We start from the raw sequence: 15,500 nt of genomic DNA, 5'->3' as shown, positions 1-15,500 counted from the left end.
TTTCCTCATGTGTGTCGTATCCCATGCTCGTAGATTCCCATTGCCACCTCGACCGTCTTGACCTGAGCGCCCACCAGGGTTCCCTCGATGCCGCCCTGCAGGCGGCCCGGGAGCGCGGTGTCGGGCATTTCCTGTGCATTGGCGTGAGCGCCGAGAACGCCGGGTCGGTCAAGGCCCTGAGCGAGCAGTACGCCGATGTGGATTGCTCGGTGGGGGTGCACCCGCTGGACCTGGCGCCCGGCGAAACCCCGGCCCTGGAATGGCTGCTGCGCGAACTGGCGCACCCGCATGTGGTGGCGATCGGCGAAACCGGGCTGGACTACCACTACGAGCCAGAAGCTGCAGAACTGCAGCAGGCCTCCTTCCGCCTGCACCTGGAAGCCTCTCGCCAGACCGGCAAGCCGGTGATCGTGCATACCCGCGCTGCCAGGGCCGACACCTTGGCGCTGCTGCGCGAGGCCAACCTGCCCCAGGCGGGCGTGTTGCACTGTTTCACCGAGGACTGGGACATGGCCAAGGCCGCCCTGGACCTGGGCTACTACATTTCGTTGTCGGGCATCGTCACCTTCCGCAACGCCGATGCCTTGCGCGAAGTGGCGCGCCAGGTGCCGGTCGACCGCCTGCTGGTGGAAACCGATTCGCCCTACCTTGCGCCCATCCCGCACCGCGGCAAGCCGAACCTGCCGCAGTACGTGCGCGAGGTGGCCGAGTACGTGGCGTCCTTGCGCGGGGTCAGCTACGAGCAGCTGGCCAGCCAGACCACCGACAACTTCAAGCGCTTGTTCCCCCTTGCCCGCGTAGCGGCTTAAGGCGGGCAAAAAAAACCCGGGTTCTGGGGGGGGAATCCGGGTTAAGACCATTAGGAGTAAAACAAAAGGTACGCGGTCCCTGAGCACCTTTATTGGCGCGCCACTTGGGGGGGATGCGCCGCGCCAACACTTCAAGTATTGGTCAGGTTTGGCGCAGTGCCAGTGCCTGTTGGTCGTTTTTTAAACAGATTTGGAATACGCCCGCCCTCCGTTCCTTCCTCAGCGTATGGCCAGTCGCCGCACTTGCTGCACAGCTTCGTCGATCAGATGCTCCCTGGTGTAGAAATGCGGCGAAAAGCGCACACCAGGCCCGCGTAATGCGCAGATCGTGCGCTCGCAAGACAACGCCCGGTAAACATCCCCGCTGGCTTGCCCTTGAATGCTGAAACTGACGATGCCTGCACGCCTGTGCGCGGCGGCGGGGCTGTGCAGGCGCACGCCGGGGATGCTGGCCAGGCCCTGATGCAACTGCTCCACCCGCTGCTGCAACTGCCGCGCCACCTCGTCCATGCCGACCTCTTCGAGCAGCGACAGGCTCGCCTCCAGCGCACAGGCGCCAAGCATGTTCGGGCTGCCGCATTCGAAGCGCCGTGCGCTGCGCGCGGGCTGCCACTGGCGGCGCTCGAAGTCGCCCAGCTGTTCCAGCATGTGCCAGCCATAGGCGTGCAGCTTCAGGCGTGGGCGTATCGCGGCGCGGCAATAGAACACGCCTAGCCCCTCGGGGCCGAGCATCCACTTGTGGCCGTCGGCCATGGCGAAATCGCACTGATACTGCTGGACATCGAAGGGCAGTGCGCCGATCTGCTGGATGGCGTCGACGCAGAACAGCACATTGCGCGCCTGGCAGCCTTGGCCCAGGCGCGCCAGGTCCAGGCGCAGGCCGCTGCCAAATTGCACCGCGCTGACCGCCAGCAAGCGCGTCTGCGCGGTGCAGGCAGCCAGCAGCGAGGCCTCGGGGTCGGGCCCGGCAAGGCTCACCTGCAACACCTCGACCCCGCGATCGGCCAGGGCCTCCCAGACCACTCGGTTGGAGGGGAACTCCTCGTCGCTGATCACCACCTGCTCGCCTGGCTGCCAATCAAGCCCGAACGCGACCAGCGAGAGGGCTTCGGAGGTGTTCTTGACCAGCGCCATATCTCCGCGCGAAGGGGCGTTGAGCAGGCGTGCCAGGCGCTCGCGCAGGCGCCGTTCGGTGGCCAGCCAAACCGGGTACTCGCTGGCGCCCAGGCTGACGTTGTCACGGGCGAAGCGCGCCACCGCCTCACTGGCCCGCCGCGGCCAGGGGGCGATGGCGGCGTGGTTCAGGTAGCGCAGCCCCGGGGCTTGCTCGAACTCATCGTGAAACATAGACATGGTTGGAAGATCCGTGCAATTTGCCGCAAGTTAGGCATAATAAACCGCTTCGATTGTCATCCAGTCCTTCCTATGCAGAAAGAACCTCGTAAGGTCCGTGAGTTTCGCCGTCGCGAACAGGAAATCCTCGACACTGCACTCAAGCTGTTTCTCGAACAGGGTGAAGACAGCGTCACCGTCGAGATGATCGCTGATGCCGTGGGCATCGGCAAAGGCACGATCTACAAGCACTTCAAGTCCAAGGCGGAGATCTACCTGCGCCTGATGCTCGACTACGAGCGCGACCTGAACGCGCTGTTGCATTCGGCCGATGTCGACCGTGACAAGGAGGCGCTGTCGCGCGCCTACTTCGAGTTCCGCATGCGTGACCCGCAGCGCTACCGGCTGTTCGACCGCCTTGAAGAGAAGGTGGTCAAGGGCAACCAGGTGCCGGAGATGGTCGAGGAGCTGCACAGCATCCGCGCCTCCAACTTCGATCGCCTGACCCAGCTGATCAAGGGCCGCATCAGCGAAGGCAAGCTCGAAGACGTACCGCCGTACTTCCACTATTGCGCCGCCTGGGCACTGGTGCATGGCGCCGTGGCGCTGTATCACTCGCCGTTCTGGAGCAATGTGCTGGAAGATCAGGAAGGCTTCTTCCAGTTCCTCATGGACATCGGCGTGCGCATGGGCAACAAGCGCAAGCGCGACCCGGAAGCGGCCAACTGAAGGCATCCGCCACTTCGCGTTGAACGCGGCATGGAGCAGGGGCTTGCAAAAACCTGAATTTTGAGTCAGGTTTTGCCGGCCCCGATTCATCCATGCCGGAGTCACCCATGATCGTCGATCGTCAAGGCAGGCGTTTTCGCAACCTGCGCGTCAGCCTGACGGCTGCCTGCAATTATGCCTGCAGCTATTGCGTGCCTGACGGCAAGCGCCTGGTGGCGGCCCAGGACGAGCTGTCGGCCGAAGCCCTGGCGCGTGGCGTGGCCTACCTGATCGAAACCGCCGGCATCGAGCGCTTGCGTATCACCGGCGGCGAGCCCCTGGTCAGCCCGAGGCTGGACGCCTTTCTGGCCGCTGTTGCCAGGCTCGACCTCGAAGACATTTCCCTGACCACCAACGGCCAGCTGCTTTCACGCAAGTTGCCGCAACTGCACGCCGCCGGCATCCGCCGCTTGAACGTCTCCCTCGATACCCTCGATTCACAGGCATTTCGCCGCATTGCCCGCGGTGGCGACCTGGCCAGCGTGCTGGCCGGCATGGACCAGGCGCAGGGCATGGGCATGCGGATCAAGGTCAACATGGTGCCGATGCGCGGGCAGAACCTGGACCAGGTGCTGCCGATGCTCGATTACTGCCTCGAGCGCGGCTATGAATTGCGCTTCATCGAGCTGATGCGCATGGGGCACCTGGCCCGCGACCACAATGCGTTCCTCCAGCAGTTCGTGGGCCTCGACCATCTGCTGGCGGTGATCGGCCAGGCGCATGACTACCAGCAGGCCCAGGCGCCGGTGGACGCGACTGCGCTGCGCTACCACATCCCCGGCAAGGGCCATTTCGGCGTGATTGCCAACGAAAGCGTGCCGTTCTGCCGCAGCTGTTCGCGCTTGCGCCTGTCATCCACCGGTTGGCTGCATGGCTGCCTGTCGTCGAGCAATCGCCACTTTGTCGGTGACCTGCTGGAAAAGCCGCGCCACGAAGCCTTGCCGGCGCTGCAGCGCCTGCTGGTCAAGGCCCTGGCCGACAAGCAGGCGCTGGCGTTTTCCGGTGATGTGATGGTGATGAAGGTGATTGGCGGCTGATCTGGCGCAAAAGCTGCATCCGCCGGCTATTCGCCGGTTTTTCGTCGCCGGCCATTGGAGGAAAGATGCGTAGCCTGGTCTTGCCGCTGGCGCTGTTGGCGCTGGGTGGCTGCATGAATGTCAGCGATATGGGCGAGGGCGTCCGTTACCACATGAGCGATGCCGGCCTGCTGGACCACAGCGATACGCGCCGCAGCCTGTCGATCCGCCTGCAGCCCGATTCGTTCATCTTCATCGGCCAGGGCGCGTTCATGCCGCCGGGCAAAGGGCCGCTGCCGCAGCAGAACGCGGTGGCAGAGGAAGCGTTCAAGAGCTTTGTCGAGTACTTCCCGCTGGTGCGTCGCGCCCAGGGGCCGTTGGGCCTGGAGGAGGCGATTGCCCAGGCGCGTTCGGTGGGCGCCGACTATGTGCTGTACACCCGCTTCGCGCGTACCGACGACCGCATCGGCAATGGCGATGAGTGGTACGACGAGCAGGCGGTCGATCGCCTGGGCTGGGATACCGGCGTGGTGCAGATGATGCTCATCGAAACCAACACCCGCTACTTGATCGACACCGCACGCATCAAGAGCCGTGGCGGTTTGTTGACGTTCCACGACAACTCGCCCCGGGATTTGCTTGCCGCCCCGATGCGCGAGTACGCTCGTAGCCTCCTGGGCATGAGTGAGTGAGGCAAACGCGATGAGCGATTCCGGCAAGGCCAATGACCTGTTGGCGCAAATTCCCAAGCACAAGGGCTTGCCGCCGGTGCATCTGTGGAACCCGGATTTCTGCGGCGACATCGACATGCGCATCGCCCGTGATGGCACCTGGTACTACCTGGGCACGCCGATCGGGCGCAAGCCGATGGTGCGCTTGTTTTCCACCATCATGCGCCGCGATGGCGACGACTACTTCCTGATCACGCCGGTGGAGAAAGTCGGCATTCGGGTCGACGATGCGCCATTCGTTGCCGTGGCCCTGGATGTGCAGGGCAGTGGCGAGCAGCAGGTGCTGCGCTTTACCAGCAACGTCGAGGACGAAGCCGAAGCCGGGCCGGATCACCCGCTGCGGGTGGAAATCGACCCGGTCACCCAGGAGCCGGCGCCCTATGTGCTGATGCGTAGCAACCTCGAGGCGTTGATCCACCGCAATGTGTTCTATCAGTTGGTCGAGCTGGCGGTGCCGCGGGTGACCGAGGGCGAGGAGTGGCTCGGGGTATGGAGCCATGGCCAGTTCTACCCGATCGGGCGTGCCAGCTGAGCGGCCTCCTGCTTTTTCACTGAATTGGCCGTTTGCCGCCAACCCCCAGGGGCCTAACCTGCAGGCAATCGCCAATCAGGAGACGCCCCATGAAAACTGCCCACCTTTCCCTTGCCTTGCTCCTCAGTGCCGGCCTGCTCGCCGGCCAGCCTGCCGCCTGGGCGCATGGCGAAGCAGCTGATCAGGTCAAGGTCCTGCAGGAAAAGCAGCCTTCGAACGCACCCGGCAAGAACGCCGTGATGCTGACCGTCAGCTATGCACCTGGGCAGGCCTCGCCCGCTCATCAGCACCCCGGTGCGGTGATGGCTTATGTGCTGGAAGGCGCAGTGGTCTCGAAGCTCAACGATGAGCCGGAGAAAACCTACAAGGCCGGCGAGTTCTGGTACGAAGCGCCTGGCACCGTGCACAGCGTGTCGCGCAACGCCAGTGACAAGAAGCCGGCCAAGTTGCTGGTCTGGAGTTTGGTGGACGAGGGCAAGCCTGTGACCGAACCGCTGGCAAAATAACCGGCCACAACGAAAAAGCCCCCGGTGCTTGCGCACCCGGGGGCTTTTTCAGTGTTTGGCTCCGCGACCTGGACTCGAACCAGGGACCCAATGATTAACAGTCATTTGCTCTACCGACTGAGCTATCGCGGAATCTGCGCGTATCTTAATGATTGCCGAGGGGAAGTCAAGCTTCCGCTCGGCAATTCAGATACGAATCAAGCAGTTACAGCACTTCGACGATGGCCTTGGTGACCACGTGGATGTTGCTCTGGTTCAGTGCGGCAACGGCGATGCGGCCGGTGTCCAGCGCATAGATGCCGAACTCGTTCTTCAGGCGAGCCACTTGCTCCACGGTCAGGCCCGAGTAGGAGAACATGCCGGCCTGGCGGCCGACGAAGCTGAAGTCGCGCTTGGCACCGTACTCGGCCAGCAGCTGGACCATTTGCTGGCGCATGCCGTGGATGCGCTGGCGCATCTCCGACAGCTCGGCTTCCCACATGTTGCGCAGTTCGTCGCTGTTGAGCACGGTGGCGACGATGGTGGCGCCATGGGTCGGCGGGTTGGAGTAGGTGGTGCGGATCACGCGCTTGACCTGGGACAGCACGCGGGTGCTTTCGTCCTTGGAGGCGGTGACGATCGACAGGGCGCCAACGCGCTCGCCATACAGCGAGAACGATTTGGAGAACGAGCTGGAAACGAAGAATTCCAGGCCCGATTCGGCGAACAGGCGCACGGCGAAGGCGTCTTCGGCGATGCCGGCGCCAAAGCCCTGGTAGGCCATGTCGAGGAACGGCACGTGGCCCTTGGCCTTGACCACTTCCAGGACGTTTTTCCAGTCGTCCAGGCCCAGGTCGACGCCGGTCGGGTTGTGGCAGCAGGCGTGCAGCACGACGATCGAGCCGGACGGCAGGTTGTTCAGGTCTTCGAGCATGCCGGCACGGTTGACGTCATTGCTCGGCGCGTCGTAGTAGCGGTAGTTCTGCACCGGGAAACCGGCGGTCTCGAACAGCGCGCGGTGGTTTTCCCAGCTCGGGTCGCTGATGGCCACCACGGCATTGGGCGACAGGCGCTTGAGGAAGTCGGCGCCAATTTTCAGAGCACCGGTACCGCCAACGGCCTGCACGGTGACCACGCGGCCAGCGGCCAGCAGTGGCGATTCGGCGCCGAAGATGAGTTTCTGTACAGCCTGGTCGTAGCTGGCGATACCGTCGATCGGCAGGTAGCCGCGCGAGGCGTGCTGGGCGGCACGCTGGGTTTCGGCTTCGATCACGGCGCGCAGCAGCGGAATGCGGCCTTCCTCATTGCAGTAGACGCCCACGCCCAGGTTCACCTTGTCGGTGCGCGGGTCGGCGTTGAATGCTTCGTTGAGGCCCAGAATAGGGTCGCGGGGTGCCAGCTCTACAGCGGAAAACAGGCTCATTGTTACCTTGGCTCTGATTGGAGAGTGATAGGACGTACACGCTCCAGCCGAATGCACTGAAGCGGTGCACAAACGGGGAGTCAGTATAGTGATACCGATCGGTCACGGCGACACTGTGTCGCGGCTTTTCAGAGGATTTGCGCAAATATTTTTCGACCATTGGTCGAATTGCCAGGTCCATCGCAGTAGGCGCTCGCAGGCGGGCCTTGAATCCGGCCCCGGGCGGGCGCATTTGGGTATAGACTACTGGCTAAATTTACAGTTGCTGCAGCGTCGCGAGGTCCGTCATGTCCGAGTTCCAGCTCGTCACCCGTTTCCAGCCGGCAGGTGATCAGCCCGAGGCCATCCGCCAGATGGTCGAAGGCATCGATGCCGGCCTGTCGCACCAGACCCTGCTCGGGGTGACCGGCTCGGGCAAGACCTTCAGCATCGCCAACGTCATCCAGCAGGTGCAGCGCCCAACCCTGGTGCTGGCGCCGAACAAGACCCTGGCGGCGCAGCTGTATGGCGAGTTCAAGGCGTTTTTCCCGAACAACGCGGTGGAGTACTTCGTTTCCTATTACGACTACTACCAGCCCGAAGCCTACGTGCCGTCGTCGGACACCTTCATCGAGAAGGACGCCTCGATCAACGACCACATCGAGCAGATGCGCCTGTCGGCGACCAAGGCGCTGCTGGAGCGGCGCGATGCGATCATCGTCACCACGGTGTCGTGCATCTATGGCCTGGGCAGCCCCGAGACCTACCTGAAGATGGTCCTGCACGTCGACCGCGGGGACAAGCTCGACCAGCGCGCGCTGCTGCGCCGCCTGGCCGACCTGCAGTACACCCGCAACGAAATGGACTTTGCCCGCGCCACCTTCCGCGTGCGCGGCGATGTGGTCGACATTTTCCCGGCCGAATCGGACCTCGAAGCCATCCGCATCGAGCTGTTCGATGACGAGGTGGAGAACATCGCCGCCTTCGACCCGCTGACCGGCGAGGTGTTTCGCAAGCTGCCGCGCTTCACCTTCTACCCCAAGAGCCACTACGTCACCCCGCGCGAAACCCTGCTGGAGGCGGTGGAGGGCATCAAGGAAGAGCTCAAGGACCGCCTGGAGTACCTGCACAAGGCCAACAAGCTGGTGGAAGCCCAGCGCCTGGAGCAGCGTACCCGCTTCGACCTGGAGATGATCCTCGAGCTGGGTTACTGCAACGGCATCGAGAACTACTCGCGCTACCTGTCCGGCCGCCCGGCCGGCGCGCCGCCACCGACGTTGTACGATTACCTGCCGGCGGATGCATTGCTGGTGATCGACGAATCCCACGTCAGCGTGCCGCAGGTGGGCGCCATGTACAAAGGCGACCGCTCGCGCAAGGAAACCCTGGTGGAGTACGGCTTCCGCCTGCCCTCGGCGCTGGACAACCGGCCCATGCGCTTCGACGAATGGGAGGCGGTGAGCCCGCAGACCATCTTCGTCTCGGCGACCCCGGGGCCGTATGAGGCCGAGCACGCCGGGCGAGTGGTCGAGCAGGTGGTGCGCCCCACCGGCCTGGTCGACCCACAGGTCGAGGTGCGCCCGGCGCTGACCCAGGTCGACGACCTGCTGTCGGAGATTCGCAAGCGCGTCGACCTCGGCGAGCGGGTGCTGGCCACCACGCTGACCAAGCGCATGGCCGAAGACCTCAGCGACTACCTCGCCGACCACGATGTGCGGGTGCGCTACCTGCACTCGGACATCGACACGGTGGAGCGGGTCGAGATCATCCGCGACCTGCGCCTGGGTACCTTCGACGTGCTGGTGGGCATCAACCTGCTGCGCGAGGGCCTGGACATGCCCGAGGTGTCGCTGGTGGCGATCCTCGATGCCGACAAGGAAGGCTTCCTGCGCTCCGAGCGCTCGCTGATCCAGACCATCGGCCGCGCCGCGCGCAACCTCAATGGCCGGGCGATTCTCTACGCCGACAACATCACCGGGTCGATGCAGCGGGCCATCGACGAGACCGAGCGGCGGCGCGAGAAGCAGGTGGCCTTCAACGAGGCCAACGGCATCGTGCCCAAGGGCGTGGTCAAGGACATCACCGACATCATGGAAGGCGCCACCGTGCCTGGAGCGCGCAGCAAGAAGCGCAAGGGCATGGCCAAGGCGGCGGAGGAGGCTGCCCGCTACGAGGCCGAATTGCGTACGCCGGGTGAGATCACCAAGCGCATCAAGCAGCTCGAAGAGAAGATGATGCAGTTTGCCCGTGACCTGGAGTTCGAAGCGGCGGCGCAGTTGCGCGATGAGATCACCCAGCTGCGTGAGCGGTTGATTAGCAGTTGACCTTCACGGGCCCTATCGCCGGCAAGCCGGCTCCCACAAAGTCCGCACAGTTTCAAATAGCTGTGCTGTACCTGTGGGAGCCGGCTTGCCGGCGATAGGGCCAGTACGGTTTCAGTGAGCCTCGCCAGCCTTCAACCCCTCTGGCAACTTGCGCGTCAACAACACCGCCACCATGCTCACCGCCAACCCGATCCCGACAAAATGGAAGGCATCGTTGTAGGCCATGATCAGCGCCTGCTGGTGGGTAATCTCGCTCAACTTGCCCAGCGCCGCCCCCTCGTTGCCCAGCCGCTCGGTCAATTGCGCCAGCCGCTCGGCCACCTGCGGGTTGTTCGGCACCACCGCTTCACGCAGGTAGTCGAAATACACCTTGGTCCGCGCATCCAGCAACGTTGCCAACAGGGCAATGCCGATGGCGCCCCCGAGGTTGCGCAGGATGTTGAACAGGCTCGAAGCCGACCCTGCATCCTGCTGCTGGATATACGCCGTGGCGATCAACGAGATGGTCACCATGATCATCGGCTGGCCCAGGGCGCGGATGATCTGGATGTGGTTGAACTGCGGCCCGGCAAAATCCGGGTTGAGCACGCCGGAGCCGAAGCTGGCGGCGCCGAACAGGCAGAAGCCTGCTGCGCACAGCCATTTGGGCGAGATCACCTTCATCAGTTGCGGCACCAGCGGAATCAGGAACAGCTGCGGCACGCCCATCCACATGATCACCTCGCCGATCTGCAGGGCGTTGTAGCCCTGGATCTGCGCCAGGTACAGCGGCAGCAGGTAGATCGACCCGTACAACCCCACGCCCATGCCCAAACTGGCGATGCTCGACAGGCCGAAGTTGCGGTTGCCGAGGATGCGCAAATTGATCAGCGGGTGCGGCTTGGAAAACTGCAGGATCACAAAGGTGATCAGGCTGATCAGGGCGACGGTGCCCAGGGCGACGATCAGGTTCGACTCCAGCCAGTCCTTGCGGTGGCCTTCCTCGAGAAACACCTGCAGGCAACCCAGGCCCAGGCCCAGGGTGAGGATGCCGGCGTAGTCGGTGCTCTTGAGCAGCTCCCAATGCGCTTCTTTCTTCTCCAGCCCGTACATCAGGCCGGCGATCATCACCAGCCCAGGCGGGATGTTGATGTAGAAGATGTACTCCCAGCCCCAGTTCTCGGTCAGCCAACCGCCCAGGGTCGGGCCGATGGAGGGGGCGAAGGTGGCGGTCATGGCGAACATGGCCATGCCCTTGGCGCGGTGGTGCTCGGGCAGCTTGATCAGGGTCAGGGTGAAGGCCAGCGGAATCAGCGCGCCGCCGGTAAAACCCTGCAGCGCGCGGAACACGATCATGCTTTCCAGGTTCCAGGCCATCGAGCAGAGCAGGGAGGCGAACAGGAACCCGGCCGACACCCACACCGCCAGGCGCCGCGCGGACAGCAGCTGCACCAGCCAGGCGGTCAGCGGAATCATGATGATTTCCGCCACCAGGTAGGAGGTGGAGATCCACGAACCTTCCTCCAGGGTTGCCGACAGCGCGCCCTGGATGTCCTTGAGCGAGGAGTTGGTGATCTGGATGTCCAGCACCGCCATGAAGGCGCCGAGCATCACGCTCATCACCGCGATCCAGTCGCGCCGGCTGGGTTCGGCGGTCGGCCGCGCCAGCGTGTCACCGGCCATCGTGGCCTTCGTCCGCGGAGCGCAGGTCGACGGTGGCGGTTACCGACATGCCGGGGCGGATGCGCCCGTGCAGCGGGTTGTCGGCGGCGAAGGTCAGCTTCACCGGGATGCGCTGCACCACCTTGGTGAAGTTGCCGGTGGCATTGTCCGGCGGCAGCAGGCTGAACTGCGCGCCGGAGGCGGCGAACAGGCTGTCGACGCGGGCCTCGATCGGGGTGTCGGGGTAGCTGTCGAACAGCAGTTCGGCGCGCTGGCCAGGCTGCATGTGGCCGATCTGGGTTTCCTTGAAGTTGGCCTGCACCCAGATGGCTTCGTCGGGCACGATCGACAGCAGGTAGGCGCCGGCCTGCACCACCTGGCCATTGCGCGCATTGCGCTGGCCGATGGTGCCGCTCAGGGGCGCGCGGATCTCGCAGCGGGTCAGGTTCAGCTCGGCCTGGGCCAGGTCGGCACGGGCATTGGCGATCTGCGCGTCGAGGCGCTTGAGGTCGGCGTTCAGTGCGCTGACCTGCTGGCGCTGGCCTTGCAGGTCGGCGCGGGCCTTATCGACCTGGGAGCCGGCCACGTGGGCGTCTGCCGACAGGGTGGTGACCTGCGCCTCCGAGACGAACCCAGGCTTGCGCAGTTTTTCGGCGCGGCTCAGGTCCAGGCGCGAGCGGTCGAAGGTCGCCTGGTTGGCCGATACCTGGGCCTGGCCGGCGGCGATCAGGCTGCCTTGTTGGGTCAGGCGGCTTTGTGCCTGGGCATATTCCGCCTCGCGTGTGGCCAGCGCGGCGCGGGCTCGGTCCACGGCCAGTTGGAAGTCGGCGACTTCCAGGCGCACCAGCAGGTCGCCCTTGTTCACGTGCTGGTTGTCGTCTACCCGCACCTCGTCGATGCGAGCGCCGAGCTGGCTGGACACGCGCGTGATTTCGCCCTGCACGTAGGCATTGTCGGTGCTTTCGAAGAAGCGGCCCTTGAAGTACCAGTGGGCGAGGAAGGCGAGGGCGATGATGGCCACCAGGCTGAAGAAGATCAGCAGGCGGCGTTTGAGTTGAGCAGGCATGGGGACTATCGTTCCAGAAATGTAAACAAATTTAACAGCGACAGACGGTCTGTCCACAAGTGTCGTTAGCGCCATTGCTGGAGCCCGATGCCTGCTCCCTGCTAACATCCCGCCTTTGTTTCATCTTTCGTTCGAGACTCTCCATGACCACCGTTCGCACGCGTATCGCGCCATCGCCCACTGGCGACCCCCATGTCGGCACCGCCTACATCGCCCTGTTCAACTACTGCTTCGCCAAGCAGCATGGCGGTGAGTTCATCCTGCGGATCGAAGACACCGACCAGCTGCGCTCCACCCGCGAGTCGGAACAGCAGATCTTCGACGCCCTGCGCTGGCTGGGCATCGAATGGAACGAAGGCCCGGATGTCGGTGGCCCGCACGGCCCTTACCGGCAGAGCGAGCGCGGCGAGATCTACGCCAAGTACGCCAAGCAGCTGGTCGATGCCGGCCACGCCTTCTATTGCTTCTGCACCGCCGATGAGCTGGAGCAGATGCGCGCCGAGCAGATGGCCCGTGGCGAGACACCGCGCTACGACGGCCGTGCCCTGCTGCTGAGCGACGAGGAAGTGCAACGCCGCCTGGCCGCGGGCGAGCCCCACGTGATCCGCATGAAGGTGCCGAGCGAAGGCATCTGCGTGGTCCCGGACATGCTGCGCGGCGACGTCGAAATCCCGTGGGACCGCATGGACATGCAGGTGCTGATGAAGAACGACGGCCTGCCGACGTACTTCCTGGCCAACGTGGTCGACGACCACCTGATGGGCATCACCCACGTGCTGCGCGGCGAAGAATGGCTGCCGTCGGCGCCCAAGCTGATCAAGCTGTACGAGTACTTCGGCTGGGAGCAGCCCAAGCTGTGCTACATGCCGCTGCTGCGCAACCCGGACAAGAGCAAGCTGTCCAAGCGCAAGAACCCGACCTCGGTGACCTTCTACGAGCGCATGGGCTTCATGCCCGAGGCGATGCTCAACTACCTCGGCCGCATGGGCTGGTCGATGCCGGACGAGCGCGAGAAGTTCTCCCTGGCCGAAATGGTCGAGCACTTCGACCTGTCGCGCATTTCCCTGGGCGGCCCGATCTTCGACATCGAGAAGCTGTCGTGGCTGAACGGCCAGTGGCTGCGTGAGCTGCCGGTGCAGGAGTTTGCCGCGCGGGTGCAGAAGTGGGCTTTCAATAGCGACTACATGATGAAGATCGCCCCGCACGTGCAAGGCCGGGTCGAAACCTTCAGCCAGATCGCCCCGCTGGGTGGTTTCTTCTTCGAAGGCGCGTTGAAGCTCGACGCCAAGCTGTTCGAGAGCAAGAAGCTGTCGGCCGACCAGGTGCGCCAGGTGATGCAGCTGATCCTGTGGAAGCTGGAAAGCCTGCGTCAGTGGGAAAAAGACCGCATCACCGCCTGCATCCAGGCTGTGGTCGAGTCGCTGGAGCTCAAGCTGCGTGATGCCATGCCGCTGATGTTCGCCGCCATCACTGGCCAGGCCAGCTCGGTGTCGGTGCTCGACGCCATGGAAATCCTCGGCCCGGACCTGACCCGCTACCGCCTGCGCCAGGCCCTGGACCTGCTGGGTGGCGTGTCGAAGAAAGAAAACAAGGAATGGGAAAAGCTGCTGGCGAACATCGCCTGATCCAGCGCCGCTGATCGTCTGTAGGAGCGGCCTTGCGTCGCGAAAGGGGCGCGAAGCGGCCCCACGATCGATAAGTTCGCACCACCGCTGGGGGGCGCCTTGCGCCCCTTTCGCGACGCAAGGCCGCTCCTACAAGGGGCATGCGCACCGCGAATAGCAGGGGCAGGGCGGTAAGTGATTGTTATCTGTGAAAAAACTTTTGAATTTTTTCGAAAATTTGTTTGACAGCTGTGCAATCCGATCTTAATATGCGCCCCGTCCACAGCGATGAACGAAAACGAAACGCCAGGCACCCAGCCGGTGGTTCGGTTCAAAGCGACATTGTGGGGCTATAGCTCAGCTGGGAGAGCGCCTGCATGGCATGCAGGAGGTCAGCGGTTCGATCCCGCTTAGCTCCACCAAATTCCGCTTGGCAGCCGAGGCTGGCAAGCAAGACCGGGTCCAGCAGCCGGGTCTTGAAGGTAAGAAGGTTCGTCCCCTTCGTCTAGTGGCCTAGGACACCGCCCTTTCACGGCGGTAACAGGGGTTCGAGTCCCCTAGGGGACGCCAGTTTTGCACAAGTGATGTCGATGGCATCGCTGGGCCGAGAGGCTAGAAATCCGGGGCTATAGCTCAGCTGGGAGAGCGCCTGCATGGCATGCAGGAGGTCAGCGGTTCGATCCCGCTTAGCTCCACCAATTTAGCCAGGGTTCGCTCAAGTGAATCTTCGCGAAGGTTATGTCCCCTTCGTCTAGTGGCCTAGGACACCGCCCTTTCACGGCGGTAACAGGGGTTCGAGTCCCCTAGGGGACGCCACTTTTACCCGCGTTTTGCGGGGCTTGAAGAGGCTCATTCGGTTTTGGATGAGCCTTTTGTTTTCGGGGCTATAGCTCAGCTGGGAGAGCGCCTGCATGGCATGCAGGAGGTCAGCGGTTCGATCCCGCTTAGCTCCACCAATTCTGCCAGGGTTCGCATAAGCGGACTTTCGCGAAGGTTTACGTCCCCTTCGTCTAGTGGCCTAGGACACCGCCCTTTCACGGCGGTAACAGGGGTTCGAGTCCCCTAGGGGACGCCACTTTTACCCGCGTTTTGCGGGACTTTAAAGGCTCATTCGCTTATTGAATGGGCCTTTTGTTTTTTCTGCTCCCCTCAAAATTTTTGCGCCGATTGGCGGCAGGCATTTTCGCTTGCATAAAAATATTACTCATATAATATTTCGATCATCATATTTTGATCGGTAAATGCCGCCATGAGCGACAAGAAGAGCAGAACCCGCGAACGCATCCTTGAAGCTGCACGCAGTGCGTTGATCCAGCATGGCCCGGCCGAACCCAGTGTCAGCCAGGTGATGGGCGCCGCCGGCCTTACCGTCGGCGGCTTCTACGCGCACTTCGAGAGCAAGGACGAGCTGATGCTCGAAGCCTTCCGCCAGTTGCTCGGCGAGCGCCGGGCCTTGCTCGCGCAGGTTGACCCCTGCCTCGATGGCGCCGGGCGGCGAGCCCTGGCGGGCGCCTTCTACCTGTCGCGCAAGCACCGCGACGCCGAGGTGCATGCCTGCCCGCTGCCCAGTGCGCTGAGCGAGATGCAGCGCCTGCCCGAGGCGTTTCGCGAAGTGCTGGCCGAACACATCGAGCTGATGACTGCAGCGATGGTCGATCGCCCCGAGGATGCCGACAAGGCCCTGGCCGACCTGGCCCTGATGATCGGCGGCCTGGCGCTGGCCCGGGCCCTGGGCGCCGGCGAGCTGTCCGACCGCATTCTGCGCGCCGCCAAATCGGCGGTTATCTGAA

13 protein-coding genes and 7 tRNA genes are annotated in these 15,500 nt (G+C 63.6%); 15 read left to right on the top strand and 5 right to left on the bottom strand.

Annotated features, from left to right (window positions below; translation table 11 throughout):
- Nucleotides 1-23: 23 nt before the first annotated feature.
- Complete coding sequence (locus L6D75_RS19295; protein WP_176512241.1) at nt 24-809, top strand: TatD family hydrolase; 786 nt, start codon at nt 24-26, stop codon at nt 807-809.
- A gap of 219 nt (nt 810-1,028) precedes the next feature.
- Here the strand turns inward: L6D75_RS19295 and L6D75_RS19290 are convergent, their stop codons facing one another.
- Entirely contained in the window at nt 1,029-2,162 is a 1,134-nt protein-coding gene (locus L6D75_RS19290; RefSeq protein ID WP_176512242.1) for an aminotransferase class V-fold PLP-dependent enzyme, read from the bottom strand.
- Nucleotides 2,163-2,234: 72 nt separating this feature from the next.
- Between L6D75_RS19290 and L6D75_RS19285 the strand changes: the two genes are divergently transcribed.
- The 5 genes from L6D75_RS19285 to L6D75_RS19265 all read left to right on the top strand — a co-directional run bounded on the left by L6D75_RS19285 (nt 2,235) and on the right by L6D75_RS19265 (nt 5,694).
- On the top strand, nt 2,235-2,870 hold the full coding sequence (locus L6D75_RS19285; protein WP_085675550.1) for a TetR/AcrR family transcriptional regulator: 636 nt from the start codon (nt 2,235-2,237) through the stop codon (nt 2,868-2,870).
- A gap of 107 nt (nt 2,871-2,977) precedes the next feature.
- The gene (locus L6D75_RS19280) at nt 2,978-3,946 is read left to right on the top strand and encodes a GTP 3',8-cyclase MoaA (RefSeq protein ID WP_176512243.1); all 969 of its coding nucleotides are present in this window, start codon (nt 2,978-2,980) and stop codon (nt 3,944-3,946) included.
- 65 nt (nt 3,947-4,011) lie between these two features.
- Entirely contained in the window at nt 4,012-4,617 is a 606-nt protein-coding gene (locus tag L6D75_RS19275; protein WP_176512244.1) for a DUF4823 domain-containing protein, read from the top strand.
- Nucleotides 4,618-4,627: 10 nt separating this feature from the next.
- Nucleotides 4,628-5,188, top strand: a complete 561-nt coding sequence (locus L6D75_RS19270; protein ID WP_176512245.1) for a DUF1285 domain-containing protein — start codon at nt 4,628-4,630, stop codon at nt 5,186-5,188.
- Nucleotides 5,189-5,277: 89 nt separating this feature from the next.
- Entirely contained in the window at nt 5,278-5,694 is a 417-nt protein-coding gene (locus L6D75_RS19265) for a cupin domain-containing protein (protein ID WP_176512246.1), read from the top strand.
- 56 nt (nt 5,695-5,750) lie between these two features.
- Here the strand turns inward: L6D75_RS19265 and L6D75_RS19260 are convergent.
- Nucleotides 5,751-5,826 (bottom strand) — tRNA-Asn (locus L6D75_RS19260).
- A gap of 73 nt (nt 5,827-5,899) precedes the next feature.
- Nucleotides 5,900-7,096 (bottom strand): amino acid aminotransferase, encoded by a 1,197-nt coding sequence (locus tag L6D75_RS19255; protein ID WP_176512247.1) that lies wholly within the window; start codon nt 7,094-7,096, stop codon nt 5,900-5,902.
- Nucleotides 7,097-7,383: 287 nt separating this feature from the next.
- Here L6D75_RS19255 and uvrB point away from each other — a divergent pair, with 287 nt between their 5' ends.
- A complete protein-coding gene (gene uvrB / locus L6D75_RS19250) occupies nt 7,384-9,399 on the top strand; it encodes an excinuclease ABC subunit UvrB (protein ID WP_176512248.1) in 2,016 nt (671 codons plus the stop codon).
- A 111-nt stretch (nt 9,400-9,510) separates the two neighbouring features.
- Here the strand turns inward: uvrB and L6D75_RS19245 are convergent, their stop codons facing one another.
- On the bottom strand, nt 9,511-11,061 hold the full coding sequence (locus L6D75_RS19245) for an MDR family MFS transporter (protein ID WP_476748324.1): 1,551 nt from the start codon (nt 11,059-11,061) through the stop codon (nt 9,511-9,513).
- A complete protein-coding gene (locus tag L6D75_RS19240) occupies nt 11,051-12,106 on the bottom strand; it encodes an HlyD family secretion protein (RefSeq protein ID WP_176512249.1) in 1,056 nt (351 codons plus the stop codon). The genes L6D75_RS19245 and L6D75_RS19240 overlap by 11 nt, the downstream gene beginning before the upstream one ends.
- A 143-nt stretch (nt 12,107-12,249) precedes the next feature.
- Between L6D75_RS19240 and gltX the strand changes: the two genes are divergently transcribed.
- The 8 genes from gltX to L6D75_RS19200 all read left to right on the top strand — a co-directional run bounded on the left by gltX (nt 12,250) and on the right by L6D75_RS19200 (nt 15,499).
- On the top strand, nt 12,250-13,731 hold the full coding sequence (gene gltX, locus L6D75_RS19235) for a glutamate--tRNA ligase (RefSeq protein ID WP_176512250.1): 1,482 nt from the start codon (nt 12,250-12,252) through the stop codon (nt 13,729-13,731).
- A 325-nt stretch (nt 13,732-14,056) separates the two neighbouring features.
- A tRNA-Ala gene (locus L6D75_RS19230) sits at nt 14,057-14,132 on the top strand.
- A gap of 72 nt (nt 14,133-14,204) precedes the next feature.
- Nucleotides 14,205-14,280: transfer RNA gene (locus L6D75_RS19225), tRNA-Glu, on the top strand.
- Nucleotides 14,281-14,332: 52 nt separating this feature from the next.
- Nucleotides 14,333-14,408: transfer RNA gene (locus L6D75_RS19220), tRNA-Ala, on the top strand.
- Nucleotides 14,409-14,450: 42 nt separating this feature from the next.
- Nucleotides 14,451-14,526 (top strand) — tRNA-Glu (locus tag L6D75_RS19215).
- 64 nt (nt 14,527-14,590) lie between these two features.
- A tRNA-Ala gene (locus L6D75_RS19210) sits at nt 14,591-14,666 on the top strand.
- Nucleotides 14,667-14,709: 43 nt separating this feature from the next.
- A tRNA-Glu gene (locus L6D75_RS19205) sits at nt 14,710-14,785 on the top strand.
- A gap of 174 nt (nt 14,786-14,959) precedes the next feature.
- The gene (locus L6D75_RS19200) at nt 14,960-15,499 is read left to right on the top strand and encodes a TetR/AcrR family transcriptional regulator (RefSeq protein ID WP_176512251.1); all 540 of its coding nucleotides are present in this window, start codon (nt 14,960-14,962) and stop codon (nt 15,497-15,499) included.
- Nucleotide 15,500 lies beyond the last annotated feature (1 nt).

The organism is Pseudomonas faucium (assembly GCF_021602585.1).
Taxonomy (GTDB): Bacteria; Pseudomonadota; Gammaproteobacteria; order Pseudomonadales; family Pseudomonadaceae; genus Aquipseudomonas; species Aquipseudomonas faucium.
This window is presented reverse-complemented; position numbering and strand designations above follow the sequence as displayed.